The sequence below is a fragment of the Nesterenkonia sp. F genome, from assembly GCF_000220985.1.
GTDB lineage: Bacteria > Actinomycetota > Actinomycetes > Actinomycetales > Micrococcaceae > Nesterenkonia.
In genome coordinates, this window is sequence record NZ_AFRW01000126.1 from 1 (window position 1) to 26,085 (window position 26,085).

At 72.5% G+C, this 26,085-nt stretch carries 23 protein-coding genes; 13 read left to right on the forward strand and 10 right to left on the reverse strand.

Annotated features, from left to right (window positions below; translation table 11 throughout):
• The 7 genes from GU5_RS17720 to recN form a co-directional block, all read left to right on the forward strand.
• Positions 1–428 (forward strand): hypothetical protein (locus GU5_RS17720; protein WP_237704728.1); only part of this gene is annotated, 428 nt, incomplete at its 5' end.
• Entirely contained in the window at positions 425–1,183 is a 759-nt protein-coding gene (locus GU5_RS15525; protein ID WP_010525797.1) for a hypothetical protein, read from the forward strand. The genes GU5_RS17720 and GU5_RS15525, both read left to right, overlap by 4 nt.
• Complete coding sequence (locus GU5_RS0111910; protein ID WP_029514255.1) at positions 1,180–1,995, forward strand: HAD-IIA family hydrolase; 816 nt, start codon at positions 1,180–1,182, stop codon at positions 1,993–1,995. Before GU5_RS15525 ends, GU5_RS0111910 begins: the two co-directional genes overlap by 4 nt.
• Positions 1,992–2,126, forward strand: a complete 135-nt coding sequence (locus GU5_RS17795; RefSeq protein WP_255348845.1) for a hypothetical protein — start codon at positions 1,992–1,994, stop codon at positions 2,124–2,126. The genes GU5_RS0111910 and GU5_RS17795 overlap by 4 nt, the downstream gene beginning before the upstream one ends.
• 5 nt (positions 2,127–2,131) lie before the next feature.
• Complete coding sequence (locus tag GU5_RS0111920; protein ID WP_010525799.1) at positions 2,132–2,959, forward strand: TlyA family RNA methyltransferase; 828 nt, start codon at positions 2,132–2,134, stop codon at positions 2,957–2,959.
• A 38-nt stretch (positions 2,960–2,997) separates the two neighbouring features.
• Positions 2,998–4,059 (forward strand): NAD kinase, encoded by a 1,062-nt coding sequence (locus tag GU5_RS0111925; protein WP_010525800.1) that lies wholly within the window; start codon positions 2,998–3,000, stop codon positions 4,057–4,059.
• Entirely contained in the window at positions 4,056–5,843 is a 1,788-nt protein-coding gene (gene recN, locus GU5_RS0111930; RefSeq protein WP_010525801.1) for a DNA repair protein RecN, read from the forward strand. Before GU5_RS0111925 ends, recN begins: the two co-directional genes overlap by 4 nt.
• A 21-nt stretch (positions 5,844–5,864) precedes the next feature.
• Here the strand turns inward: recN and GU5_RS0111935 are convergent, their stop codons facing one another.
• Positions 5,865–7,064 carry a hypothetical protein gene (locus GU5_RS0111935; protein WP_139084441.1) on the reverse strand — a complete coding sequence of 400 codons (1,200 nt, stop codon included), beginning with the start codon at positions 7,062–7,064 and terminating at the stop codon, positions 5,865–5,867.
• A 620-nt stretch (positions 7,065–7,684) separates the two neighbouring features.
• Between GU5_RS0111935 and GU5_RS0111940 the strand changes: the two genes are divergently transcribed.
• A complete protein-coding gene (locus GU5_RS0111940) occupies positions 7,685–9,379 on the forward strand; it encodes a CTP synthase (RefSeq protein ID WP_029514256.1) in 1,695 nt (564 codons plus the stop codon).
• 13 nt (positions 9,380–9,392) lie between these two features.
• A complete protein-coding gene (locus GU5_RS0111945) occupies positions 9,393–10,502 on the forward strand; it encodes a site-specific tyrosine recombinase XerD (RefSeq protein ID WP_010525804.1) in 1,110 nt (369 codons plus the stop codon).
• A 59-nt stretch (positions 10,503–10,561) separates the two neighbouring features.
• Here the strand turns inward: GU5_RS0111945 and hutI are convergent, their stop codons facing one another.
• The 5 genes from hutI to GU5_RS0111970 all read right to left on the reverse strand — a co-directional run bounded on the left by hutI (position 10,562) and on the right by GU5_RS0111970 (position 16,870).
• The gene (gene hutI / locus GU5_RS0111950; protein ID WP_010525805.1) at positions 10,562–11,794 is read right to left on the reverse strand and encodes an imidazolonepropionase; all 1,233 of its coding nucleotides are present in this window, start codon (positions 11,792–11,794) and stop codon (positions 10,562–10,564) included.
• The gene (locus GU5_RS0111955) at positions 11,791–13,014 is read right to left on the reverse strand and encodes a formimidoylglutamate deiminase (RefSeq protein WP_010525806.1); all 1,224 of its coding nucleotides are present in this window, start codon (positions 13,012–13,014) and stop codon (positions 11,791–11,793) included. Before GU5_RS0111955 ends, hutI begins: the two co-directional genes overlap by 4 nt.
• Complete coding sequence (locus GU5_RS0111960) at positions 13,011–14,333, reverse strand: allantoate amidohydrolase (RefSeq protein ID WP_010525807.1); 1,323 nt, start codon at positions 14,331–14,333, stop codon at positions 13,011–13,013. Before GU5_RS0111960 ends, GU5_RS0111955 begins: the two co-directional genes overlap by 4 nt.
• Positions 14,334–14,435: 102 nt before the next feature.
• Positions 14,436–16,145: a urocanate hydratase gene (locus GU5_RS0111965; RefSeq protein ID WP_010525808.1), complete on the reverse strand. Its 1,710-nt coding sequence runs from the start codon at positions 16,143–16,145 to the stop codon at positions 14,436–14,438.
• Positions 16,146–16,186: 41 nt separating this feature from the next.
• Entirely contained in the window at positions 16,187–16,870 is a 684-nt protein-coding gene (locus GU5_RS0111970; RefSeq protein ID WP_010525809.1) for an IclR family transcriptional regulator, read from the reverse strand.
• A 167-nt stretch (positions 16,871–17,037) separates the two neighbouring features.
• Here GU5_RS0111970 and hutH point away from each other — a divergent pair, with 167 nt between their 5' ends.
• Complete coding sequence (hutH, locus tag GU5_RS0111975; RefSeq protein WP_010525810.1) at positions 17,038–18,678, forward strand: histidine ammonia-lyase; 1,641 nt, start codon at positions 17,038–17,040, stop codon at positions 18,676–18,678.
• Between the two features lie 104 nt (positions 18,679–18,782).
• On the opposite strand, the gene GU5_RS0111980 is transcribed toward hutH, so the two are convergent.
• From GU5_RS0111980 to GU5_RS0111995, 4 genes are read right to left on the reverse strand one after another with little or no spacing between them, the layout of a single operon-like run.
• Complete coding sequence (locus tag GU5_RS0111980; RefSeq protein ID WP_010525811.1) at positions 18,783–19,931, reverse strand: bifunctional 2-methylcitrate synthase/citrate synthase; 1,149 nt, start codon at positions 19,929–19,931, stop codon at positions 18,783–18,785.
• Positions 19,928–20,851 (reverse strand): methylisocitrate lyase, encoded by a 924-nt coding sequence (prpB, locus tag GU5_RS0111985; protein WP_010525812.1) that lies wholly within the window; start codon positions 20,849–20,851, stop codon positions 19,928–19,930. The genes GU5_RS0111980 and prpB overlap by 4 nt, the downstream gene beginning before the upstream one ends.
• Before the next feature lies 1 nt (position 20,852).
• Positions 20,853–22,370, reverse strand: coding sequence for an MmgE/PrpD family protein (locus tag GU5_RS0111990; RefSeq protein WP_010525813.1), 1,518 nt, complete (start codon positions 22,368–22,370; stop codon positions 20,853–20,855).
• Complete coding sequence (locus GU5_RS0111995) at positions 22,367–23,113, reverse strand: GntR family transcriptional regulator (RefSeq protein WP_139084442.1); 747 nt, start codon at positions 23,111–23,113, stop codon at positions 22,367–22,369. Before GU5_RS0111995 ends, GU5_RS0111990 begins: the two co-directional genes overlap by 4 nt.
• A 532-nt stretch (positions 23,114–23,645) precedes the next feature.
• On the opposite strand from GU5_RS0111995, the gene GU5_RS0112000 reads away from it, so the two are divergent.
• The 3 genes from GU5_RS0112000 to GU5_RS15530 form a co-directional block, all read left to right on the forward strand.
• The gene (locus tag GU5_RS0112000; protein WP_010525815.1) at positions 23,646–24,533 is read left to right on the forward strand and encodes a ParA family protein; all 888 of its coding nucleotides are present in this window, start codon (positions 23,646–23,648) and stop codon (positions 24,531–24,533) included.
• 25 nt (positions 24,534–24,558) lie between these two features.
• Positions 24,559–25,584 (forward strand): ScpA family protein, encoded by a 1,026-nt coding sequence (locus tag GU5_RS0112005; protein ID WP_010525816.1) that lies wholly within the window; start codon positions 24,559–24,561, stop codon positions 25,582–25,584.
• Positions 25,581–26,085 (forward strand): SMC-Scp complex subunit ScpB (locus GU5_RS15530; RefSeq protein ID WP_010525817.1); only part of this gene is annotated, 505 nt, incomplete at its 3' end. The genes GU5_RS0112005 and GU5_RS15530, both read left to right, overlap by 4 nt.

Consider the following 26,085-nt stretch of genomic DNA (forward strand, 5'->3'; position numbering starts at 1 on the left):
GACAAGAGCCCCGTGAGGCGATCGATGGCGATCGCTTCCGGGGCTCTTGTTGTGTCTCGGGGCGGCTTCAGTACCGAGGCGAAGCATCGGATGCCCCGGGCGGCCGCCTCCTCCTCGTCCACGCCGTCCCGGAGGTGCTCCGGTGTTCAGGCCTCGTCGATGAGTCCGAGGGACTCACCGGGTATCCTGGGGAGGCATCACGCACCGGCTTCGCAAGGAGAGCACCAGACCTATGCCCGCAGAGTCTTCTCGAGACCGCCGTTCCGCCGCACGGCGCCCCGACGATCGTCGTCCATCCGGCGGCGACAGAGGCACCGGCCGCGACGGCCAGCGCCGTGCTGGTGAACGGCGCACCGAGCAGCGCGGCGACCATCGTCGTTCTGATCGACCGGATCGTCCCCGGTCGCCGGAGATCGACGAGGACGTGACCGGCAAGGAGCTGGACAAGGAAGCAGCCGGGCAGCTCGGCACGCTCAACGGGGAGAACCGCAAGTGGGTCTCCAAGCACCTGGTGATGGCCGGGCGACTCGTCGACGTCGACCCGGACCTGGCGCTGGAGCACGCTCTGGCGGCCTCCCGCCGGGGTGGGCGCCTGGCGGTGGTGCGCGAGGCCGTCGGGCTGTGCGCCTATGCGGCCGAAGACTACGCCGAGGCGCTTCGCGAGCTGCGCACCTATCGCCGGATCAGTGGAGACCAGACGCATCTGCCGGTGCAGGCCGACTGCGAACGTGGCCTCGGGCGGCCGCAGAAGGCCGTCGAGCTCGGGGAGTCTTCCGAGGCCCGTCAGCTCTCCGGCGCGATCCGCGCCGAGCTGGCGATCGTGGTCGCCGGCGCCCATCAGGATCTCGGCGACCACGCCTCGGCCGCCCGCGCGCTGGAGATCCCCGAGCTGCGCAAGGACCGCGCCTTCAGCTTCTCGCCCCGGCTGTTCACCGCCTATGGCGATGTGCTGGAGAGCATCGGCCGCGAGGAGGAGGCCGCCCAGTGGCACGAGCGGGCGTTCATCGCCGAGCGCGCCCTCGGCTCCGGAGCCTTCGCCGACCCGGAGATCATGGATTTCGACGACGCCCCGGCCGAGGTGCCCAAAGTCAAGGACCTGTTGGAGGGGTCGCGCGCCGATCGCTCCGAGGCAGGCGAGCAGCATGCTCAGAGGGAGACGCCGACGACGGAGGAGCAGGCATGAGTCGGGCGTTGATCGATGCGCACGACGGCGTGCTCTTCGATCTCGACGGCGTCCTCTATGCCGGTGACGCGGCGGTTCCCGGCGCGGTCGAGGCGCTGGCGGAGCTGCGCGAGCGCGGGGTCCCGTACGGCTTCATCACCAACAACGCCTCGCGGTCGCCGGAGACGATCGCCGAGCACCTGACCGCGCTGGGCATGACGGCCTCCGCCGAGCAGGTCTTCGGCTCCGCCGACGCCGGCGTGGCGCTGATGGCCGCTGAGATCCCGCAGGGCGCCATGGTGCTGGTGACCGGCAGCGACTTCCTGCGCGCCCGCGTCGCCGAGGCGGGCTTCACCGTCGCCGGGGGCGCCCAGGACCGGCCGGCCGCAGTGCTGCAGGGCTTCAGTCCGGAGCTGGGCTGGAGCGATCTCGCCGAAGCGGCCTACGCCGTCGGCGAGGGGGCACGCTGGTTCGCCACGAACCTGGACCTGACGATTCCCCGGGGCCGCGGTATCGCTCCCGGCAACGGGGCGCTCGTCGAGGCGGTCTCGCGGGCCACCGGCACCATCCCCACGGCCGCCGGCAAGCCGGAGCCGGTGCTGTTCACCCGCGCGGTCGCCGAACTGGGCCTGCAGCGTCCGCTGATGATCGGCGACCGACTCGACACCGACATCCTGGGCGCGCGGCGTGCCGGGTGCACCGCCGCCCTGGTGCTCACCGGCATCGACTCGGCCGAGACCGCGGCCGCCGCCCCCGGCGAGCAGCGGCCTCACGTCGTCCTGGAGACGCTGGCCGACCTCTTCGCCGTCGAGCCGGTGGGGAGCTGCGCATGAGCGGCGGGGATCAGCCGGACGCGGACGCTGAGGCGGAGCTGGATCTCGAGGAGCTGGAGGCCGAGATCGGCCGGGCCGAGGAGCTGCACGGCGAGCTGAGCCGGCGGCTGGACGCCGCCGGGCGGGACTGAGCGGCATGGGCTCGCGTCGTCTGGACCGCGCCCTGGTCGAGGAGCAGCTGGTCGCGAGCCGCTCGCGCGCCGCTCACCTGGTCGTCGAGGGCCTCGTCCGCGTCGACGGCCGCACCGTCCGCAAGGCCGCCGCCAAAGTCACCGAGCAGGCGCGCCTCGAGGTCGACGACGATCCCTGGGTCAGCCGTGCCGCGCATAAGCTGCTCGGTGCCCTGACAGCCTGCCCATCGGTCGACCCGCGCGGCAGACGCTGCCTCGACGCGGGAGCCTCCACCGGCGGCTTCACCCAGGTGCTGCTCTCCCGCGAGGCGTCCGCGGTCGTGGCCGTCGACGTCGGCCACGACCAACTCGCCCCCGCGCTGCGCGAGGAGCCGCGGGTGACCGCCGTCGAGGGGCTGAACCTCCGGCATCTTCGACCCGGCGAGCTGGGAGAGCCCTTCGACCTGATCGTCGCCGACCTCTCCTTCATCTCGCTGCGGCTGATCGTGCCGGCGCTGGCGGCCCAGGCTGCCCTCGGTGCGGAGCTGCTGCTGATGGTCAAGCCGCAGTTCGAAGTCGGCCGCGAGCGGCTGGCGCGCACTGGCGTGGTCAGCAGTCCGCAGCTGCGCCGCGAGGCCGTCGCCGGCGTCGTCGCCGCCTGCGAGGATGCCGGTCTGCGGCTGGTCTCGGCGCATCGTTCCCCGCTGCCCGGACAGGACGGCAACCTGGAGTTCTTCCTCCACCTGCGTGCGCCGGCTCGGTCCGCGGGCGGCGCGGCTGTGGACATCGCCGACGCCGAGTCCGCGGCGGCGGATAGGCTGGAACAGATCGACCACATCGACTACCGGGACTGATCCCGCGGCTCGCGGGCGTCGACCACGCAGGAGGTGCCATGTCCCAGGCCGAGAGCAGCCGTGCGGTGCTCGTGCTGGCCCACACCGGCCGCCGGGACGCCGTCGACGCCGCCGTCTCCGTCGTCGAGCGGCTGCACGGCGCCGGACTGACCCCGACGATGCTCGCTCGCGACGTCGACCGGCTGCAGGTCCTCGTCGGCGAGCGGCTCAACCGCGTGCCGCTGGCCGTCGTCGGCCGCGACATCACCCTGGCGCAGTGCGAGGTCGGGATGGTCCTCGGCGGCGACGGCTCGATCCTGCGCGCCGCCGAGCTCGTCCGCGGCGCCGACCTGCCCCTGATGGGAGTGAATCTGGGGCACATCGGCTTCCTCGCCGAGTCCGAGCGCACCGAGCTCGACGCCTCCGTGCAGTGGGTGGTCGATCACGACTACACCGTCGAGCGGCGCATGGCGATCGACATCCGGATCTGGCGCGACGGCGAGCAGGTCGCCAGCTCCTGGGCGCTGAATGAGGCCAGCATCGAGAAGAAGTCCCGCGAGCGGATGATCGACCTGGTCGTCGACATCGACGGAAGTCCGGTCTCGGCCTTCGGCTGCGACGGAGTGGTGATGGCGACTCCGACCGGCTCGACCGCCTACGCCTTCTCCGCCGGCGGGCCGGTCGTCTGGCCCGAGGTCCAGGCCCTGGTGATGGTGCCCATCTCCGCCCATGCGCTCTTCGCCCGGCCGCTGGTCGTCGATCCCGACTCGGTGATGGCCGTGGAGATCCTCCAGCACGAGGACGAGGAGGCGGTGCTCTGGTGCGACGGCCGCCGTTCGGTCGATCTGCCGGCCGGCTCCCGCGTGGAGGTCACCCGCTCGGCCGAGCCGGTGCGCCTGGCCCGGGTGAACCAGACGCCCTTCTCCGAGCGGCTCGTCGACAAGTTCAACCTGCCCACCAGCGGCTGGCGCGGCCCGGTGGAGTCGGAGGTCCGACCCGAGGGCGACGGCGTCGCCGGCATCCGGACGGTCGACCCCACCGGTCATCCGGTCGGCACCGAGATGGCCACCGAACGCGGCACCCTGCGCCACGACGCGGCACAGAAGGAGGACGGTCAGTGATCGAGCACGTCACCATCAGCGACCTGGGCGTCATCGAGCGGGCCGAGCTCGAACTCCACCCCGGGTTCAACGTCGTCACCGGCGAGACCGGCGCGGGCAAGACCATGGTCGTCACCGCGCTGAGTCTGCTGCTGGGCGCCCGGGCGGAGGCCTCGGCAGTGCGCAGCGGGGCCGCCAAGGCCGCCGTCGACGCCGAGGTGGCCACCGACTCGACCCACCGCTCGGTCCGTCTGGCCAACGAGGCCGGGGCCTGGCTCGACGAGGAGGGATCGGCCGAGGGCGCAGACGAGGACGGGGACGCCGGGGGAGCGGCGGCCGAGACCTCGTTGCTGCTCGGCCGCGCCGTCAGCGCCAAGGGGCGCAGCCGGGCGACGGTCAGCGGCCGCGGCGTGCCGGTCTCGCTGCTCGGCGAGATCGGTTCCTCCCTGGTGACCGTCCACGGCCAGACCGACCAGCTGCGGCTGAAGTCGCCGGCCGCCCAGCGCCGCGCGCTGGACGCCTACGCCGGCGAGGAGTTCGCCGAGCGGGCCGCCGCCTATCGCGAGCGGCACCGTCGCTGGCTCGAGCAGCGCGCCGAGCTGGAGGAGATCACCGCCAACGAGCGGCAGCGTCGGCTGGAGGCCGAGCAGCTGCAGCAGGCGCTGGAGCGCATCGACGAGGTCGCCCCGCAGCCCGGCGAGGACGAAAAGCTCAAGGCCGAGGCGATGACGCTGGAGAACGTCGAGGAGCTGCGGGAGGCCGCCCGGGTCGCGCAGACTGCGTTGTCGGGCCCGGATGCGGCCGAGTCGGTCGGCGACGAGCCCAACGCGGTCGCGCTGGTCGAGACCGCGGCCCAGGCCCTGGCCGCCGTCGCCGACCAGGACCGTGAGCTGGCCTCCGTCCACGAGCAGATCGGCTCGGTCTCCTCGCTGCTCAACGACGCCGCCTCGCAGCTGGGCGTCCACGCCGCCAGCCTCGACGAGTCAGGTCCGGAGCGGCTGGCCGAGGTCCATCAGCGCCGGGCCGAGCTGGACCGACTGACCCGTCTCTACGGACCCGACGTCGACGCGGTGCTCGCCTGGACGGAGGAGTCGCGCGCTCGACTGGAGGTGCTGCATTCCGACGCCGACCGGATCGAGGAGCTCGAGGCACGGATCACCGAGGAGGAGGCCGCGCTGCGCGAGCAGGCCGCCGAGCTGCGCGTCCGCCGCGCCGACGCCGGAGAACGACTCTCGGCCGCCGTCGGCGAGGAGCTGGCCGCGCTGGCGATGCCGCAGGCGCGGCTCGTCGTCGAGGTCTCCGAGACCGAGGAGCTCGGCCCGCACGGCGCCGACGCCGTCTCGATGCTGTTGGCCCCGCATGCCGGCGCGGATCCGCTGCCGCTGGGCAAGGGCGCCTCCGGCGGCGAGCTCTCCCGAGTGATGCTGGCCCTGGAGGTCGTCCTCGCCGCCCATGACTCGGCCGGGACCTTCATCTTCGACGAGGTCGACGCCGGCGTCGGCGGCAAGGCCGCCGTGCAGATCGGCCGGCGGCTGGCCATGCTGGCCGAGCATGTGCAGGTCATCGTGGTCACCCATCTGCCGCAGGTCGCCGCGCATGCCCAGCGTCACATCCGGGTGTTCAAAGCCTCGGCGGAGACCGACGGCGACGCCGGAGCTTTCACCGCCAGCGACGTCCATGCCCTCGACGACGGGGAGAGGGTGGCCGAGCTGGCCCGCATGCTCGCCGGCCAGGAGGACTCCGAGTCCGCCCGGGCGCACGCCCAGGAGCTGCTGGAGAGCGCCGGACAGCCGCTCGCGGGCTGAGCCGGTCCGAGCGGCTTCTGATCAGCTGGACGACGCGTCGGGCGCTTCGTCCGGCGCAGGCAGGGCCGCTCGCAACGCGCGGCGCTCGGCCTGCGGGACGCCCATGCGATCCGCGAGCAGCGCCGCCAGCATCCGCACAGGCTTCGCCGACGCCGACTCCTTGCCGAAATCCCAGCTGAAGTCGGTGTCCTTCGTGATGAGGTCGATCCGCGCCCGGCCGCTCCCGTCGTCCTCATGGTGCCGGACGTAACGGATGTCATCGTTCGACACGGACTGCGCGACCTGGCCGTGTTTCCGGAATGCGGACTGGTCGGCGATCAGGACGCGTCGATCGGTCACGGAGATCAGCTCATGCGCTCGCGTCAGCGCAGACAGCGGGCCGCTCGTCCCGAGCTGGTGTCCGGCGGCGACGGCGACGAGCCGCTCTCCGCGATCCAGATGCCAGCGGAGGACGCGGAGATCTCGGGAGAGGTCCTCGTCACCGTCGACGTGGCAGATGCTCGGGCGTTCCAGCGGCGGGGAAGGCCGTCGGGCCGAATCGGCGAGTCGCTCCACGGCGTCGAGCATCTGTCGGGCCATCGTGGCGACGTCGTCGGCGCTCCGGCGGGCCTCCGTGAATGGAATCGTGCGTCGTCCGGGGAGCTCGGCGATGATGCCGAGTTCGCGGGTGAAGGTGTCGAGGAGCTCCCGCATCTGCTCGACGGTGTCGTCGTATTCGTGCCGCGCATTGTCGACGATGGTCTCCAACAGCCTCTGATCCTGCGGGGACTCCGCCGCGTCCAGCTTCACCCTGCCGGCGCGCAGCGCCTGGTACTCGAACCATGCTTTATGCGCGATGAGCAGGCTGTGCAGGTCGAGGAGGGCTGCTTCGCCGTGCTTCTCGAGATACTCACGGCGTTCTCGATGCCCGTCACGCGCTGCCAGCTCCTGTGCGTGACGCTGCATGTGGCGCCGGAAGAGATCACGCTGCGTGCGGAGGGCCGCTTCGTGGCCTTCGACGTTGTTCCACAGCAGAGGCGTGACCTGGCCGACGGCGCGCGCTTCCTCGATCGCGCGAGAGACGGCCTGGTCCAACCCGGAGAGTTCCGCCCACTGTCCCTGGCGCACGGACCTCAGCAGCGACTCCGTGAGCTCGAGGTTCTGTTCTGCGAGGGCCGAGACCTGCTTGAGCTGCGCCTGGATGGCCAGCATCGCGAGAACCGGCCCCAGGCTGGCGGCCATGCCGGCCGTCGTCGCGTCCGTCGCCGGGAGCCAACGGATCTGTCCCGTGATGCGTGATCCTTCGTGCAGGGCGCCCAGGTTGTATCCGGCGCTCTGCAACGGCGCAGCGCCGGCCTCCAGCGCCTGGACGGTCTCCGGCGACAGTCGCACCAGTCCACTTGTGCGCGACAGGCCGTCGGCGACCTGGCCGCCGAGATGCAGCACGGAGCTCGAGGCGACCACGGCGTCGACGAGCCCCTTCTGCTCGTCGCGGGAGATGAGGCTGAACGGCACCAGATCGAACCCGTCTGGCCGCTCGCCGAAGACGAGGGCCATCTCCGGAGAGATCTGGACGAGCGTGGTCTCGTCGCGGTCGTCAGCGCTGGGTGTCACTCGAGGACTCCGATCGATCGGCGGCGGGAAGCGCGCAGGCCGCGCGCTGTGCGTGCGAAACCGCCGTGCCCCGGGAAGTCGTGGAGGCTCTCCTTCGACCAGGCAGGCGACGGTCCTGCTCCGGTCAGCATATCGCCGGGTGCTGGCCCGGCAGAGTGCGGCCAGAGGCCGGGATCACAGCTGAGCGTCCGTCGCCGTCTCGACCGAAGACCGGGCGGCGGACCTCGTCTGTCCCCGGGTGCTGCGGCCTGATACGATCGAACTCCGTGGTGCAGCGAACAAGTTCCCGGAATCAGACCAGTCCCGACCAGACCCGCCAGATCTTCGTGACCGGGGGTGTGGTCTCCTCCCTCGGCAAGGGTCTGACCGCCTCCTCGTTGGGGCATCTGCTCCGTGCACGGGGCCTCTCAGTGGTCATGCAGAAGCTCGATCCCTATCTGAACGTGGATCCGGGCACGATGAATCCCTTCCAGCACGGCGAGGTCTTCGTCACCGAAGATGGTGCTGAGACTGACCTCGACATCGGGCACTACGAGCGCTTCCTCGACGAGAATCTCGACGGCCTGAACAACGTGACCACCGGGCAGATCTACTCCTCGGTGATCGAGCGCGAGCGGCGCGGCGACTACCTCGGCGACACCGTCCAGGTCATCCCGCACATCACCGACGAGATCAAGCGCCGCATGCGGCTGCCGGCCGAGCCGGCGGAGGGGCGCGAGGCGCCCGACGTGATCATCACCGAGATCGGCGGCACCGTCGGCGACATCGAGTCGCAGCCGTTCCTCGAGGCCGCTCGCCAGATCCGCCAGGACATCGGCCGGGAGAACGCCTACTTCCTCCACGTCTCGCTGGTGCCCTACATCGGGCCCAGCCAGGAGCTGAAGACCAAGCCGACCCAGCACTCGGTGGCGGCCCTGCGCTCGCTGGGCATCCAGCCCGACGGCATCGTGCTGCGTTCGGCCCACGAGCTGCCGCAGGACGTGCGCGGCAAGATCTCGCGGATGTGCGACGTCGACGAGGACGCGGTGATCAACTGCCCGGACGCGCCGAGCATCTACGACATCCCGCGCATCCTGCACAAGCAGGGCATCGATGCCTATGTGGTGCAGAAGATCGGGTTGAAGTTCCAGGACGTCGACTGGTCGACGTGGAACGATCTGCTCGAAGTCGTCCACCACCCCGACCACGAGGTCGAGGTGGCCCTGGTCGGCAAGTACATCGACCTGCCCGACGCCTATCTCTCGGTCACCGAGGCGCTGCGCGCCGGCGGCTTCGCCCACCGGGCGAAGACCAGGATCCGCTGGGTCGCCTCGGACCTCTGCGCCTCCGAGGAAGGGGCGGCCAAGGCGCTGGCCGGCGTCGACGCGATCTGCGTCCCCGGCGGCTTCGGCATCCGCGGCCTGGACGGGAAGATCGGCGCGCTGCGCCACGCCCGCGAGCACGGCATCCCCGCCCTCGGCCTCTGCCTGGGGCTGCAGACCATGGTCATGGAGTACGCCCGCAACGTGCTCGGCCTGCCCGAAGCCAGCTCCACCGAGTTCGACCCGGACACCGCGTATCCGGTCATCGCCACGATGGCCGAGCAGGAGGACATCGTCTCCGGCGACGGCGATCTGGGCGGCACGATGCGGCTGGGCTCTTACGAGGCCGCGCTGGCCGAGGACTCGGTGGTCGCGCAGGCCTACGGCACCACCGAGGTCACCGAGCGCCACCGGCACCGCTACGAGGTGAACAACGCCTACCGCGAGCAGCTGGCCGAGGCCGGACTGGTCGTCTCGGGCACTTCGCCGGACGGCCAGCTGGTCGAGTTCGTCGAGCTGCCCGCCGACGAGCACCCCTACTACGTGGCCACCCAGGCCCACCCGGAGCTGAAGTCGCGGCCGACCAACGCCCACCCGCTGTTCTCCGGACTCATCGGCGCGGGCCTGGCCCGGCGCGGCTGAGCCGACGGCGTCCATGGGCGATCCGTCGACGGCCGAGACGTCCGCCGGCGCCGCAGGGGACTCCTCCGCACAGGAAGAGTCCCGGCGGCGCCGTCGGCGGCTGGCTCACGTCCCCGAGAGCCCGATCGGCCGGCAGATCGGCGAGTACCTCACCCATCTGCGGATCGAACGCGGCTCCTCGGCCAACACGCTGGCGTCCTACCGCCGCGACCTCACCCGCTACGGCGCCCACCTGCTCGACGCCGGCGTCGAGGACCCGGCCGCGATCGACGAGGGACTGGTGGCCTCTTTCGTCCAGGCGCTGAACACCGGCGACGACGGCGGCTCGCCGATGGCACAGTCCTCGATCGCCCGCACGCTGGCCGCCGTCCGCGGCCTGCACCGCTGGTGGGCGCTCGAGGGCCGCACTGTCGATGACCCCGCCCGGCACGTCAGCGCGCCGAAGCCATGCCAGTCGTTGCCCAAGGCGCTGACCGTCGAGCAGGTCCGCCGCCTGCTGGAGGCGCCGAATCCCGCCACGCCGCTCGGTCTGCGGGATCGGGCGCTGCTGGAGTTCCTCTACGCCACGGGCGCGCGGATCGGCGAAGCGGTCAGCCTCGACGTCGACGACCTGCACGAGGTCCGCGCCGGAGCGGACGCCGAGGGCCCCGACGCTGACGGGGCGGAGCGTCCCGACGGACTGATCGTGGTGCGGGTGACCGGCAAGGGCGACAAGCAGCGCGTGGTCCCGGTGGGCAGCTTCGCCCAGCGGGCGGTCGGCGACTACCTCTCGGCCGGTCGGCCGGCGCTGGTCGAGGCGGCGGCGCGGCGTCGGCGCTCCTCCGCGTCCTCGCCCTCGGGATCGCCGGCGCTGTTCCTCAACGCCCGCGGCGGGCGGCTCTCCCGGCAGTCGGCCTGGACGATCCTGCAGCGTCACGCCGCCGCGGCGGAGATCGACGGCGAGATCTCGCCGCACACGCTGCGCCACTCCTGCGCGACGCATATGCTCGAAGGCGGCGCCGGCATCCGATTGGTCCAGGAGATGCTCGGCCACGCCTCGGTGACCACCACGCAGATCTACACGAAGGTCACCGCCGAATCCCTGCAGGAGAGCTACCTGGCGGCTCACCCCCGAGCACGCTGACCACGCGCCCCGGGCGGGTCCCATGGGGCCCGCCCGGGCGCGGGGTCGGCGGCAACGCGTCAGGCCGCGCGGCGACCGGCGCGCCAGACCGCGTGGGTCAGCGGCATCCCGGGCCGATAGGCCAGGTGGATCGCCGCCGGCGCCTCGAGGGCGTGCAGATCCGCGCGCTTGCCGACTTCGAGGGAGCCGACCTCGTCGTCGACGCGCAGCGCCCGGGCGCCGCCGACGGTGGCCGCTCTCACCGCCTCGTGCAGGCTCAGCCCCATCTGCAGCACTGCAGTGGAGACGCAGAACGCCATGGAGGTCGTGTAGCTGGTCCCCGGGTTGCAGTTCGACGCCAGCGCGACCTCGACGCCGGCGTCGAGCAGCCGGCGGGCCGGCGCCAGCGGCTGCCGGGTGGACAGGTCGCAGGCCGGCAGGCAGGTGGCCACTGTGCCGGCCCCCTCGCTCGACCAGCTGGCGGCCAGCGCCTCGACGTCGGCATCGTCGAGGTGATTGACGTGGTCGACGCTGGCCGCGTCGAGCTCCACCGCCAGCTGCACGCCGGGTCCGGGACCGAGCTGATTGCCATGGATCCGCAGGCCCAGTCCGGCCGCCGCGCAGTCCTGCAGCACCGCGCGGGAGGCTCCGGCGTCGAAGGCCCCGCGCTCGCAGAAGACGTCGGCCCACTGCACATGCGGCCGGACCGCTTCGAGCATGGGGCCGCGGACCTGGTCGAGGTACTCGGCGGCGTCCGCGCCGGGCGGGACCAGATGCGCGCCGAGGAAGGTCACCGCGTCGGCGGCCTCCGCGGCGATCCGCGCGTGGCGGGCCTCCTCCTCGACGGAGAGCCCGTAGCCGGTCTTGGTCTCCAAGAAGGTTGTGCCCCCGTCGACGGCGTCCTGCACGCGGGAGGCGACGAGGGCTTCCAGCGTGGCGTCGTCGGCGCAGCGGGTGGCTTCCATGGTCACGCCGATGCCGCCGGCGCTGTAGGAGTCGCCGGCCATCCGCGCTTCGAACTCGGCGCCGCGGTCGCCGGCGAAGACCAGATGGGTGTGCGAGTCGACCCAGCCGGGCAGCACCGCGCGGCCGCCGAGGTCGTGGACGGCGTCGGCCGCGGGCACCTCGTCCGCGGGGCCGATCCAGGCGATGCGGTCCTCCTCGACGACCACGGCGGCGTCGTGCAGCACGCGATGCTCGGCGTCCTGGGTGGTCAGCTCGGAGATGCCGGTGATCAGCGTCGATCCGGGCCGCGCGGCGTCGGCAGGACGGTCGGCGGGGTCAGCGGGTTCGTGATGGTCGAGGGGGCTCATCGCAGCTCCGGGTGGTGGGCGAACAGGGACCGGTACAGCTCGGCGGGGTCGCCGAGACGCTCGTGGACGCCGTCGGCGGCGATGCGCTCGCCGGCGACGGTCACCGCGACGACGTCGGCGGCGGTGGCCGACATCGGCAGCTGCCGGGGATCCGAGCCGATCGTGCGCATCGAGGAGTCGTCCAGCTCGATGACGTCCCCGGTCGCGGCGGCGGAGATCCCGAGGCTGCGGCGGCCGGCCGCCACGGCCGCGGAGCGCAGCGCCGCGGGGCTGAAGCGGCCGCGGAGCCCGGTGCGCAGCCGCTCGCCGTGCTCCATCGCGCGCATCTCCGCCAGCGGGTCGATCACCACGTGCTGGTCGGAGCCCAGGGCGATCGATGCCCCGGCATCGGCGAGCTCGCGGGCCGGGCCGATGCCGTCGCCGAGGTCGGCCTCGGTGGTCGGGCACATCACCACAGTCGAGCCGGTCCGGCCCAGCAGCGCGATGTCGGTCTCGGCGAGATGCGTGGCGTGCACTGCCGAGAGGCGTTCGGAGAGCAGCCGGTGCGAGTGCAGCAGTGCGGTCGGGGTGAGCCCGTGGGCGGCCTGCACTGCGGCGTTCTCGGCCGGTTGCTCGGAGAGGTGGATGTGCAGCGGCACCTGCGGGCGGTCCGCGGCCCAGTCGGCCAGCTCGGCGAGCTGGCCGGAGTCCACGGCGCGCAGCGAGTGCACCGCCGCGCCCAGGGACACCAGCCCGGAGCCGGCGTCCTCGTCGACCAGGGCGTCCTCCAGCGACGCCCACCGGGAGGCCCAGGCGGCGACGTCGCCGTCGGCGTAGCGGCGCTGGACCTCTTCCAGCGGCAGCGGCCGGCCCTCGGGGGAGAGGCCGCCCTGCAGGTAGCAGGTGTCGAGCAGCACCAGGCGGATCCCGACGGCGCGTGCCGCGCGGGCCAGCGCGCGCTCCATGGCGTGGTCCGGGTAGACGGCGCCGTCGGGGGCATGGTGCAGGTAGTGGAACTCCCCGACGGCGGTCCAGCCGGCGACGGCCATCTCGGCGTAGACGGCGGTGGCCAGCCGCTCCATGCTCTCCGGAGTCAGCGCGCCGGCGAGTCGGTACATCTGCTCGCGCCAGCGCCAGAAGTCGGCCGGCGCGCCGTCGGCGCCGGCGTGGGTGCGTCCGCGCAGCAGCCTGTGGAAGGCGTGCGAGTGCGCGTTGACGGGGGCGTCGAGGGTGATGGTCACAGCAGCTCCTCCAGGGCGTCGGCCAGGGCCAGGACTCCGGTCGCCGCGTCGTCGTCCTCGACGTGCTCCTCGGGCGCATGGCTGATGCCGGTGGGATTGCGCACGTGGATCATCCCGGTGGGCACCCGGGCGGCGAGCACACCGGCGTCGTGGCCGGCCCCGGTGGCCAGCATCGGCGCCTCGGGCGCCGTGCGACGGACCGCCCCGGTGAGCGTGGCGGCCAGCTGCGGGTCGAAGTGCACCGTGCCGCTCAGCGATTCCTCGACGAGCTCGCTGGTGCAGCCTTCGGCCGCGGCGTGGGTGCGGGCGGAGTCGGCGATCTCGGCCACCAGTGCGGCGGTGACCTCGTCCTCGGCGTGCCGGACGTCCATCCACAGATCCACGCGGGAGGCGATGACGTTGGTGCCGCCGGGCACCGGGGCGATTCGGCCGACGGTCGCGCGGGCGTCGGGGCGCGCGGCGGCCAGACGGCGGACGGCCAGCACCGTCTCGGCGGCGGCGACCATCGGATCGGCGCGGTCCTGCATGAGCGTGGTGCCGGCGTGGTTGCCCTGACCGCGGAAGCTCAACCGCCAGCGGCCGTGGCCGAGCACGGTGGAGCCCACCGCCAGAGCCGGGCCTGCGCCGGCGGGCCCCCGGTGCTCGGGCCCGTCGAGTCCGCGCCCCTGTTCGACGTGCAGCTCGACGAAGCGGCCGATGCGATCTAGGGCCGCGGCGTCGGGGCCCATCCGCCGCGGATCCAGACCGTTGCGCTCAGCCGCCTCGCCCAGGGTGATGCCCTCGGAGTCGGTGAGCGTCAGGGCACGCTCGGGTGCGATGGCCCCGCTGAGCAGCCGTGACCCCAGGCAGGCGACGCCGAACCGCGAGCCCTCCTCCTCGGGGAAGACCGTCAGCGCCAGGGCGCGCTCACGGTGCAGAGTGCCGGCGGCCTCACGGGCGGCCAGCTGGTCCACGGCGGCCAGGGCCGAGGCCACGCCGAGCGGGCCGTCGAAGGCTCCGCCGCCGGGCACCGAGTCCAGATGCGATCCGGTGACCGCTGCGCCCGCGCGGGAGGCCTCCACTGAGCCGCCGCGGCGTGCGGCGGGCAGGTCCCACCAGGCCCAGAGGATGCCGTTGGCGTCGGCGGTGGTCTCCAGGCCGCGGGCGGCGGCCTCGGCGAGGAACCAGCCGCGCAGCTCGCGCTCGGCGTCGGACCACACCGGGCGGCTGTAGCCGCCGCGGCGGGGGTCGGTGCCGACGTCGGCGATGGCCGCCAGCAGGGAGTTCACCGTCGCCGGGGAAGGGGCGTCGGAGGACGGGAGAGCGGGGGTGGGCGTCATACGGCTCCTAGGATCAGGGCGTCCTCGGGGAGGCGCCGTGCGGTGCTGTCCATGGGAAAGACTCCTTCGTCCACGCCGACAGAGGGGCAGGTCCCCTCCCGGTCAGTCCTGCCGCCGCATCGGGACCCGGACGCCGCGTTCGTCGGCCACCTCTGCAGCGCGCTCGTAGCCGGCGTCGACGTGGCGGATCACGCCCGTCGCGGGGTCGTTCGTCAGCAGCCGCTCGAGCTTCTCGGCCGCCAGCTCGGTGCCGTCGGCGACGCCGACCTGGCCGGCGTGGATCGAGCGGCCCATGCCCACCCCGCCGCCGTGGTGCAGCGAGACCCAGGTGGCCCCGGAGCTGGTCGAGGTCAGCGCGTTGAGCAGCGGCCAGTCGGCGATCGCATCGGAGCCGTCGGCCATGGCCTCGGTCTCCCGGTAGGGGGAGGCCACCGACCCGGAATCCAGGTGGTCGCGGCCGATGACGATCGGCGCGGAGACTCTGCCCTCGGCGACGAGCCGGTTGAACAGCAGCCCGGCCTGGTGGCGCTCGCCGCAGCCGAGCCAGCAGATGCGCGCGGGCAGGCCCTCGAACTCGACATGCTCGCCGGCGGCGTCGATCCAGCGGTGCAGGTGCTCGTTCTCCGGGAAGAGTTCCTTGATGGCCTCGTCGGTGACGCGGATGTCCTCCGGGTCGCCGGAGAGCGCGACCCAGCGGAACGGGCCCAGGCCCTCGCAGAACAGCGGGCGGATGTAGGCCGGGACGAAGCCGGGGAATTCGAAGGCGCGGGAGCAGCCGGCGTGGCGGGCCTCGTCGCGGATCGAGTTGCCGTAGTCGAAGACCTCGGCGCCGGCGTCCTGGAACTCCACCATGGCCTGCACCTGCGCGGCCATCGACTCGCGGGACTTCTTGGTGAAGGTCTCGGCGTCCTCTGAGGCGGCCTGCGCCCAGTCTTCCATGGTGTGCTCGGCCGGTAGGTAGGACAGCGGGTCGTGTGCCGAGGTCTGGTCGGTGACGATGTCCACCGTCAGATCGCCGGCGCGGTGGCGGCGCAGCAGCTCGCCGAAGACCTCCGAGGCGTTGCCCACCAGGCCCACCGAGAGCGCCCGACGCTCGGCCTTCGCCGCGCCGGCCTTCTCCAGGGCGGCGTCCAGGTCGGTCTCGACCTCGTCCAGGTAGCGCTTGGCCCGGCGCCGGCGCAGCCGGGTCTCGTCGACGTCGACGATCAGGCAGACGCCGCCGTTGAGCGTGACCGCCAGCGGCTGGGCGCCGCCCATGCCGCCGCAGCCGCCGGTCAGCGTCAGGGTGCCGGCCAGCGTGGGCTCGTCGAGCCGGCCCGACGCGTGCATCGAGCGGGCGACGGCGGCGAAGGTCTCGAAGGTGCCCTGCAGGATGCCCTGGGTGGCGATGTAGATCCAGGACCCGGCGGTCATCTGGCCGTACATCATCAGCCCCTCGTCCTCCAGCCGGCGGAACTCGGGCCAGGTCGCCCAGTCGCCGACGAGGTTGGAGTTGGCGATGAGCACGCGCGGGGCCCAGCGGTGGGTGCGCAGCACGCCGACGGGCTTGCCGGACTGCACCAGCAGGGTCTCGTCCTCCTCCAGGCCGCGGAGCGTCTCGACGATCGCGTCATAGGCCTCCCAGCTGCGCGCGGCGCGGCCGGTGCCGCCGTAGACCACCAGGTCCTCCGGGCGCTCGGCGACCTCGGGGTCGAGGTTGTTCATCAGCATGCGCAGCGGTGCTTCGGTCTGCCAGCTGCGGGCGCTGATCTCGGCGCCACGCGGGGCTCGGATCGTGCGGCCGGGGTCGTGGCGGGTGAAGCTGGTGCTCATGGTGTTCTGCTCCTCCGGGGCGGGGTGGTGAATGGGCCGGATCAGGCGGCGACCGCGCGGGCGTGCAGAATGCCCGCCGCTTCGGCGGCGACGAACTGCCCGATGCGGTCGACGGCCTCCGAGGTCATGCGGTAGCTGGGGGCGACCACGGAGAGCGCGGCGACGATCTGAGGCTCGGCGTCGGCGGCGGGGGGTATCGCGATCGGGGCGGCCACAGCGGTGACGTCGGACTCCACGGCCTGGCCGACCACCGTGTACCCCTGTTCGTCGACCGCGCCCGAGAGGGCGGCTCCGGCCGCCGACCCGGTCATTGGGAAGGAACGTCCCACCCAGGAAGCGTGACGGACCGAGTGCGTGCCCTCCTCCATGGCGAGGTAGATGCACTGTTCGTGCTCGGTGCCCTGCAGATGCGGCACGGAGAGGTAGCAGGACTCTCCGGTGGCCTCGACCAGACGCCTCAGCGGAGCCTCGGCCAGCGACACCAGGGACTCGCTGCTGAGCGCCTGGGCACCCAACTGCACCAGCCGCAGGCCCGGGCGGAAGGATCCGGCGTCGTCGCGGCGGACGAAGCCGCTGGACTCGAGAGTGCGCAGCAGGCGCAGCGCCGTGGAGGAGGACAGATCTGTGGCGCGGGCGGCCTCTGCGAGATTCGTGCCGCCGGCGTCGCAGACTGCGGCGAGCAGGTCGAGCGCTCGGCTGACGGTGCGGGTGACAGATTCGGCCATCGAGGAGAGGTCCTTCCGGGGCGGCAGGAGCTGCGCCCTTGCGATATGAAGTGAATCACGTTTCACTGATTGAAACGCATGTTCCAGCAGATGGCAAGAGAAGCCGTCCCGTATCGCAGAGGTCGCCGATCCGGCGTCCAGCACGTCGGCGAGAGGAAGACACCACCATGGCAGCCCAGCCCCACCAGCAGCCCCTGCAGCAGCACCGGAGTCAGGAGGTCGTCGAGGACGGCGAGACGGCGCGCGGAACCGTGACCGTCGGCGCCGGAGCGCTCGACTCCGCAGAGGTCGTCGCCGTCGCCCGGCACGGCGCGCCTGTCGATCTCGGCGCCGACGCGGTGGCCGCGATGAAGTCCACCCGTGCGGTCATCGACGCCCTCGCCGAGGACCCCATGCCGCACTACGGGGTCTCCACCGGCTTCGGCGCGCTGGCCACCACGCAGGTGCCGGTCGAGCGGCGCGTGCAGCTGCAGCGCTCGCTGGTGCGCTCGCACGCCGCCTCCTCGGGCGCGCCGATGGCCGTCGAGGTCGTCCGCGCCCTGATGCTCAACCGGCTGGCCACCATGGCCACCGGACGCACGGGTGTTCGCCCCGAGATCGCCCGCCGCTATGCGGCTCTGCTCAATGCCGGAATCACCCCGGTCGTCGGCGAGCACGGGTCGCTGGGCTGCTCCGGCGACCTGGCGCCGCTGTCGCACTGCGCCCTGGCCGTGATGGGCGAGGGAGAGGTCTTCGACGCCTCCGGCCGCCGCCGGGAGGCCGCCGACGCGCTGGCCGCCGCCGGGATCGAGCCGGTCGAGCTGGTCGAGAAGGAGGGGCTGGCGCTGATCAACGGCACCGACGGCATGCTGGGCATGCTCCTGATGGCGCTGGCCGATCTGGAGCGGCTGGCCTGCACCGCCGACATCGCCGCGGCGCTGAGCATCGAGGCGCTGCACGGCACCGACGCCGTCTTCGCCGAGGACCTGCATCAGCTGCGTCCGCAGCCCGGCCAGGGCGAGTCGGCGGCGAACCTGCGCCGGATGCTGGCCGACTCGGCGCTGATCCAGGACGCCAAGCACAACGGCCACCGCCATACTCGCGTGCAGGACGCCTACTCGATGCGCTGCGCCCCGCAGGTCCACGGCGCGGTGCGCGCCACGATGGCCCACGCGCGCGGGGTCGCCGAGCACGAGCTGGCCTCTGCGGTGGACAATCCCGTCGTCACCGTCGACGGCCGGGTGGAGTCCAACGGCAACTTCCACGGCGCACCGGTGGGCTACGTGCTGGACTTCCTGGCCATCGCCGCCGCCGACTGCGCCTCGATGGCCGAGCGGCGCACCGACCGGATGCTGGACAAGAACCGCAGCCACGGACTGCCGCCCTTCCTGGCGGACGACCCGGGCGTGGACTCCGGACACATGATCGCCCAGTACACCCAGGCCGGCATCGTCTCCGAGATGAAGCGGCTCGCCGCGCCGGCCTCGGTGGACTCCATCCCGTCCTCGGCCATGCAGGAGGACCACGTCTCGATGGGCTGGTCGGCCGGGCTGAAGCTGCGCCGCGCCGTCGAGGGTCTGGAGCAGGTGCTGGCGATCGAGCTGCTCACCGCCGCCCGCGGGGTGGACATGCGCGAGCAGATCGAGGGGCTGGGCTCCGGCCGGTCCTCGACGGCGTTGGGCTCGGTGCGCGCCGTGCTGCGCGAGCGGGTCGCCGGCCCCGACGCGGATCGGCATCTGGCCCCGGAGATCGCCGAGGCCGTCGAGCTCGTCCGCTCGGGCGCCGTCGTCGCCGCCGCCGAGCAGCGTCTGGACGCCCCGCTGGCCTGAGCAGGCCGAGACTGCGATGCCCGGGCCCCGCGCCGTCGACGACGTGGCCGGGACCCGGGCCTCAGCGCGCCGCGCACCGGGCGCGGCACCGCGTCAGCGTGCGGTCACAGACTGCGCTCGTCGGGGCCGGAGTAGGCGCTCAGCGGCCGGATCAGCGCATTGTCGGCGCGCTGCTCCATCACGTGGGCGCTCCAGCCGGTGATGCGCGAGGCGACGAACAGCGGAGTGAACATCGCGGTGTCGAAGCCCATCAGGTGGTAGGTCGGCCCGGCCGGGTAGTCGAGGTTGGGCTTGATGCCCTTGGCCTCCTCCATGGCCGCCTCGAGGCCGTCGTAGAGGCCCTCCAGCTCGTGGCGGTCGTAGTGGACGATCATCGCGTCGAGCGCCTGCTTCATCGTCGGCACTCGGGAGTCCCCGTTCTTGTAGACCCGGTGGCCGAATCCCATCACCTTGCGCTTCTCGGCCAGAGCCCGCTCCATCCAGGCCTTCGCCCGGGCGGCGGCCTCCTCGCGCGATTCGGCGGGGTCGACGCCGATCTCCTCGAAGGTCTCCATCACCGCCTCGTTCGCGCCGCCGTGCAGCGGCCCCTTCAGCGCGCCGACCGCGGCGGTCAGCGCCGCGTGCAGATCCGCCTGGGTGGAGGTCACCACTCGGGCGGTGAAGGTCGACGCGTTGAAGGAATGCTCGGCGTAGAGGACCATCGACACCCGGAAGGCGTCGACGACCGCAGGGGAGGCCTCCTCGCCGAAGGTCATCCAGAGGAAGTTCTGGGCGTAGTCGAGATCGTCCCGCGGGTCGACGGGCTCCTGCCCGCGACGGCGCCGCTGGTCATAGGCGACCACGGCGGGGAAGGCCGCGAAGAGCTCCTGGGCCTTGGTCAGCTCGGCCTCCGGCGAGGAGTCGCCGGCCAGCGGGTGGTTCGCCCCCAGCACGGAGATCCCGGTGCGGGCGACGTCCATCGGATGCGCATCCAGCGGGAGCAGATCGATCGCCTGCCGCACCCGCGGATCGAGCGCCCGGTGAGCGCGCTCGCGCTCGCGGAAGGCGGCACGCTCGGCGTCGGTGGGCAGCTCGCCGGTCCACAGCAGCTGGGCCACGTCCTCGAACGGAAGCGCGGCGGCCAGCTGCTGGACCGGGTAGCCCCGGTAGAGCAGCGAGTTGGTCTCCGGGTTCACCTTGGAGATCGCCGTGTGGTCGGCGACGACGCCGTCCAGGCCCTTGTGGATCTGCTGCTCGTCGGTCAGCTCGCTCATGGCTGTCCTCCTGTCTCGGGTGCGCCGGGCACCTCGAAGCTGAAGATCCCGGCGTCGAAGGTGCTGTATCCCTGGTAGTCGACGAGGTCGTAGAGCCGGGACCGGGTCATCATGTGGTCGACGGCGGCCTGCTGGGTCCCGTCGGCGGCCAGCGTGTCCAGCGTCCGCTCCACCGCGCCCATGGCCGCGCGCAGCGAGGTCACCGGGTAGATGACCATCGCGACGCCGGCCCCGGCGAGCTCGTCGCGGGTGAACAGCTGCGACTTGCCGAACTCGGTCATATTGGCCAGCACCGGGACGTCCACAGCTTCGCAGACGGCCGAGAACTCGTCGAGACCGGCCAGCGCCTCCGGGAAGAGGGCGTCGGCGCCGGCGTCGACCAGCGCCCGCGCCCGGTCGACGACGGCGTCGATCCCCGCGACGGCGCGGATGTCGGTGCGGGCCATGATCAGGAAGTCCCCGTCCCGCCGGCCGGCCGCGGCCGCGCGGATCCGTCGGGCGGCGGTGTCGAGGTCGACGGTGTCCTTGCCGTCCAGATGACCGCAGCGCTTGGGGTTGACCTGGTCCTCGATGTGGCAGCCGGCCAGCCCGGCGTCCTCGAGCTCCTGGACGGTGCGGGCGACGTTCATCGGCTCGCCGAAGCCGGTGTCGGCGTCGACGATCGCCGGCAGATCGCTGGCTCGGGCGATCTGCCCGGCTCGCTGGGAGACCTCGGTCAGCGTGGTCAGCCCGATGTCCGGCAGTCCCAGCTCGTTGGCCAGCACCGCGCCGGAGATGTAGAGCCCGTCGAAGCCCTTCTCCTGGATCAGCGGGGCGGTCAGCGGGGTGAAGGTGCCGGGGAACTGGCGGGCGGCCCCGGGGACGAGCATCTCGCGCAGCGCTCGGCGCTTCTGCTGCGGGGTGGTGGAGGAATGGAGCATCTCAGAAGAGTCCCTTCGGGGCGGCGGTCGGGTCGATGACGCCGTCGGCGGCGGCGACGGTCAGCTGGTCGAGCTCGCCGGAGTCCAGCGACTCCAGACGCTGGACGGCCTCCAGGAAGCGCTCGGCCTCGGCGTCGTCGACCACTCCGGCGGCCAGTGCGCGGAACTTGGCGAGGTACTGCTCGCGGGCGAAGGGACGCGCGCCCAGCGGGTGGGCGTCGGCGACGGCGATCTCGTCGCGGATCACGCGCCCGTCGGTCAGCGTGATCTCCACCGAGCCGCCGAAGGCCTTCTCCGCGATGTCGGTCGAGTGGTACCGCCGGGTCCACTCGGAGTCCTCGGCGGTGGTGACCTTCTGCCAGAGCTCGACGGTGTCGGCGCGGCCGGCGCGCTCCGGCGCGTAGGAGTCGACGTGGTGCCAGGCGCCGTCCTGCAGGGCCACGGTGAAGATATAGGGGATCGAGTGGTCCAGCGTCTCCCGGGAGGCGGTCGGCGAGTACTTCTGCGGATCCTCGGCCCCGGAGCCGATCACGGAGTGGGTGTGGTGGCTGGTGCGGATGAGCACGCTCTCGACCTGCGCGGGATCGGCGGCCTCGGGGTGCTCATGGTGCAGCCTCCGGGCCAGGTCGATCCAGGCCTGCGCCTGGTACTCGGCCGAGTGCTCCTTGGTGTAGGTGTCCAGGATGCCGCGCTTGGCCTCGCCGGGAGCGGGCAGCGGCACCTCGTAGCGGGCATCGGGGCCGTCGAGCATCCAGGCGATCACCCCGTCCTCGCCCTCGTAGATCGGCACCGGCGAGGTCTGGCCGCGCATCGCCCGGTCGACGGCCTCGATCGCCATCTTGGACGCGAATGCGGGAGCGTGGGCCTTCCACGTGGAGATCTCGCCCTTGCGGGACTGGCGGGTCGCAGTCGTGGTGTGCAGCGCCTGCCCGATCGCCTGGAAGATGGTCTCGTCGTCCAGGCCCAGCAGCGTGCCGATGCCTGCGGCCGCCGACGGGCCGAGGTGGGCGACATGGTCGATCTTGTGACGGTGCAGGCTGATCGCCTTCACCAGGTCGACCTGGATCTCATAGCCGGTGGCGATGCCGCGGATGAGCTCCGGCCCGGATCGGCCGGCGTGCTGGGCGACGGCGAGGATCGGCGGGATGTTGTCGCCGGGGTGGGAGTATTCGGCGGCCAGGAAGGTGTCGTGGAAGTCCAGCTCGCGGACTGCGACGCCGTTGGCCCATGCCGCCCATTCCGGGCCGGCGAGCTGATCGACGCCGAAGACCGTCGCCCCGCGGCCGCCGGAGGGCACCGGATGGTCCAGCGCCTGGGCCCGGGCCGAGACCACGGGGGCCCGGGTCAGCGACGCCGCCGCGACGGCGGCGTTGTCGATGAGCCGGTTGATGACCATGTCGGTGACCTGCGGGTCCACGGCGACCGGGTCGACGGCGACGCGGGCGAGCTTATAGGCCAGCTGCTCCTCCCGCGGGAGGTGCTCGCGGCTGGGGCGGACGGTGACGGGATGGGTGATCATCGGGCGGATCCTTCCGTGGGGGAGGGCGTGTCGACGGGCCTCGCGACGGCGTGCTGTCCCAGAGCGTGCTGGATGTGGGCGAGACTGGCGCGCAGGTGCACCAGCGTCGTCGCGGCGGCCAGCTCCTCGTCGCCGGCGACGACGGCGCGGCAGATCGCCGCGTGCTCCTCGGCGGAGCGGCGCAGCCGCTGCGGATCGTCGTGCGAGAGGCGTCGGATGCGGGCCAGATGGGTGCGCAGCGGCTGCATCACCGCCACGAGCCGGGGATTGACGACGGCGTCGTCGACGGCGGCGTCCATCGCCGCGACCAGGGCGTAGTACTCCTCGATCCTGGAGGCCGCGTCGTCGAGGTCCGCGTCGAGGCCCTCCCCGGCGGCCGCGGAGGTGTCGGGGGGCTCCGGTCCCTGCTGTTCGGCGGTGCGGAAGCGCGCGGCCAGCCGTTCGAAGACCGTCGGATCGGCGCGGCGCGCGGCCAGCCGCGCGGCTTGGACCTCCAGCGGGATGCGGAGCTCGAAGAGCTGCTCGACGTCGGCGGGGGAGACCGCGCTGACGACCGTGCCGCGCCCCCGCGTCTGGTCGGCCAGTCCTTCGGAGACCAGCCGGGCCAGCGCCTCGCGCAGCGGGGTGCGGGAGACGCCGAGGCGTGCGGCCTGCTCGACCTCGCCGAGCAGGGTGCCCGGCGGCAGCAGCCCCTCGACGATCTCCCGACGCAACGCCTCATGGGCGCGTTCACTGGCTCGCACCCGTCCAGTGTATACAGAGTGTCGGCACCGCGGCGAGGGAAGAGAATGCGCAGGAAGATCTGTATACATCGAGGGGGCCGTGCGTGACGAAGGTCATGCGATGGCACCATGACTGGCGGCGACCACCACGCCGTCCGCGACCGCTCCCTGCGCGATCCCCGAGGGCTTCTGGCTTGAGGCTGTCGGGAGGGTCGATGGGGAGGGGCCGCCGCACTCTGCGCCCGACACCCCGGGACCCGCCGCCCCGCTGGTTCCTGGGCGGGCGGCTGACCATCACGCGCAGCTGTCCGGGCCGACACGTCGCCCAGGGGTGCGGCAGGGTCGGCGAGGGCGGAGCAGGAGCGGCTGAGGTGCGGCCTTCAAGCTGAGGATGACCCCTGCGGTCTGCCGCGCGGGAGTGCTCGGGGTAGTCTGGTCGCGTTGTGCCCGCCGGGCGATCTCAGCGTGGCCGCGGCCCCGGGCCGGCCGGTCCCGCGCGGCGGAGGGCACGTCGACAGCGCAAGCGACGGCGGCAGGAAAGGCGAGCGAGTCCGTGAGCAATCAGCAGCCCACCGAGCTCTTCACCGTGCACGGGGAGCCGATCATCGGCCCGACCGGGCGGCCCAAGCACGAGTTCCCGGAGCCGCCGCCCCTCGAGGGCCACGGTCCCGCGCGGACCATCGCGATGGTCAACCAGAAGGGCGGCGTCGGCAAGACCACCTCGGCGATCAACCTGGGCGCGGCCCTGGCCGAGCAGGGGCGCCGGGTGCTGATGGTCGACTTCGACCCGCAGGCGGCGCTCTCCGCGGGACTGGGCACCAACCCGCACGAGCTCGAGGTCTCGGTCTACAACGTGATGATGGAGCGCGAGGTCACCACGCAGGAGGCCATCCTGAGCACGCACGTCGAGGGCGTCGACCTGCTGCCGGCCAACATCGACCTCTCCGCCGCCGAGGTGCAGCTGGTCAACGAGGTCGCCCGCGAGCAGGTGCTCGACCGCGCGCTGCGTGCCGTCCGCGACGACTACGACGTGATCATCATCGACTGCCAGCCGTCGTTGGGCCTGCTGACGGTCAACGCGCTGACCGCCGCCCACGGGGTGATCATCCCGCTGGTGGCCGAGTTCTTCGCGCTGCGCGCCGTCGCGCTGCTGGTCGACACGATCGAGAAGGTTCAGGATCGACTGAACCCGGACCTGGAGATCGACGGCGTGCTGGCCACGATGGTCGACCCGCGCACGCTGCACAGCAAGGAAGTCATCTCGCGCATCGTGGAGGCCTTCGGCGACAAGGTCTTCGAGACGGTCATCAAGCGCACGGTGAAGTTCCCCGACGCCACGGTGGCCGCCGAGCCGATCACCTCCTACGCGCAGAAGCACGAGGGCGCCAAGGCCTACCGGACCCTGGTGCGGGAGCTCGTCTCCCGCGGCGGCGCGCCCTGAGCGCGATGAGCCGGAGGGGATCCGCGTGATCGAGCAGACCGAAGCCGCCGGCGCGGCGTCGGCTCCGGCGACCGACGCGGCGGACGTCGACGAGGCCGCCGGCGGAGTCGTCGGCGAGGAGATCGAGGGCACCAGCGGCTTCACCGTCTCGCTGGAGAACTTCGACGGGCCCTTCGACCTGCTGCTGGGTCTCATCGCCCGTCGACGGATGGACGTCACCACGGTCGCGCTGGCCGAGGTCACCGACGAGTTCGTCGCCTACGTCCGCCGGCTCTCGGTCGAGGCCGGCGTCGACGGCGGCGGCTACAGCCCTGCGGCGCTGGAGGAGTCGTCGAACTTCATCCTGGTCGCGGCCACGCTGCTGGACATGAAGGCCGTCCAGCTGCTGCCCGGCGCCGAGGTCGAGTCCGAGGAGGACGTCGCCGCCCTGGAGGCGCGCGACCTGCTCTTCGCACGCCTGCTGCAGTACCGGGCGTTCAAGCAGATCGCCGAGCACCTCGACCGACGTCTCGACGAGCAGTCCGGGCGGTACCCGCGCCGGCCCGGCACCGATCCGCAGCTGGGCGGACTGCTGCCCGAGCTGGTCTGGCGGACGTCGCCGGAGGATCTGGCCGCCATCGCCGAGAAGGCCTTCGCGCGCCCGACCGTCGAGCCCGACGACGTGCACCTGGACCATCTGCACGCCCATGCGGTCGACATCCGCGAGGAGATGCGCACGATGACCGGTCGGCTGCGCAGCTCCGGGAGTCTGGGGTTCTACGAGCTGGTCTCCGACGCGGCCAGCCGACTGGTCGTCGTCGTGCGCTTCCTCGGTCTGCTGGAGCTCTTCCGCGACCGCGACGTCGAGCTGGAGCAGGACTCGCCGCTGGGTGATCTGACGGTCACCTGGGCCGGGACCGAGGACGGCGAGACCGCCGCCGCCCGGCGCGCGGCGGCCGAATGGGGAGAGGGCGAGGTCGAGCCCGCCGACGGGGCCGGCGGGGCCGGCGAGGACGTCGGCGGGGCCGGCGAGGACGTCGGCGAGGACGAGCAGACGGGAGAGCGAGGATGAGCGACGCGCAGGAGACGAGCGGACCGGAGCCGCAGGCCGACGGCGCCTCGCGTGAGCCGGCGCTGGAGGATGCGCAGGGCACCCGGCTCGTCGCGCACGAGGACCACCTGGCCGCTCTGGAGGCGGTGCTGATGGTCGCCGAGGAGCCGGTGACTCCCGCCGAGCTGGCCGAGGCGCTGGCCCTGGCCGAGCACCAGGTGGTGGTGCTGCTCGACGAGCTGCGCGTCGAGGCCGACGGCGCCCACGGCGGCCGGGAGCGCGGCTTCGAGCTGCGCGAAGTCGCCGGCGGGTACCGCTACTACTCGCGTCCGCGCTACGCCGACCAGGTCTCGGCCTTCGTGCTCGGCGGGCAGACGTCCCGGCTGTCCCAGGCGGCCCTGGAGACTGTGGCGATCATCGCCTACCGCCAGCCGGTCTCGCGCTCGCAGATCGCCGCCGTCCGCGGGGTCAACGTCGACGGCGTGGTCCGCACCCTCGTCGCCCGGGGGCTGGTCGACACCT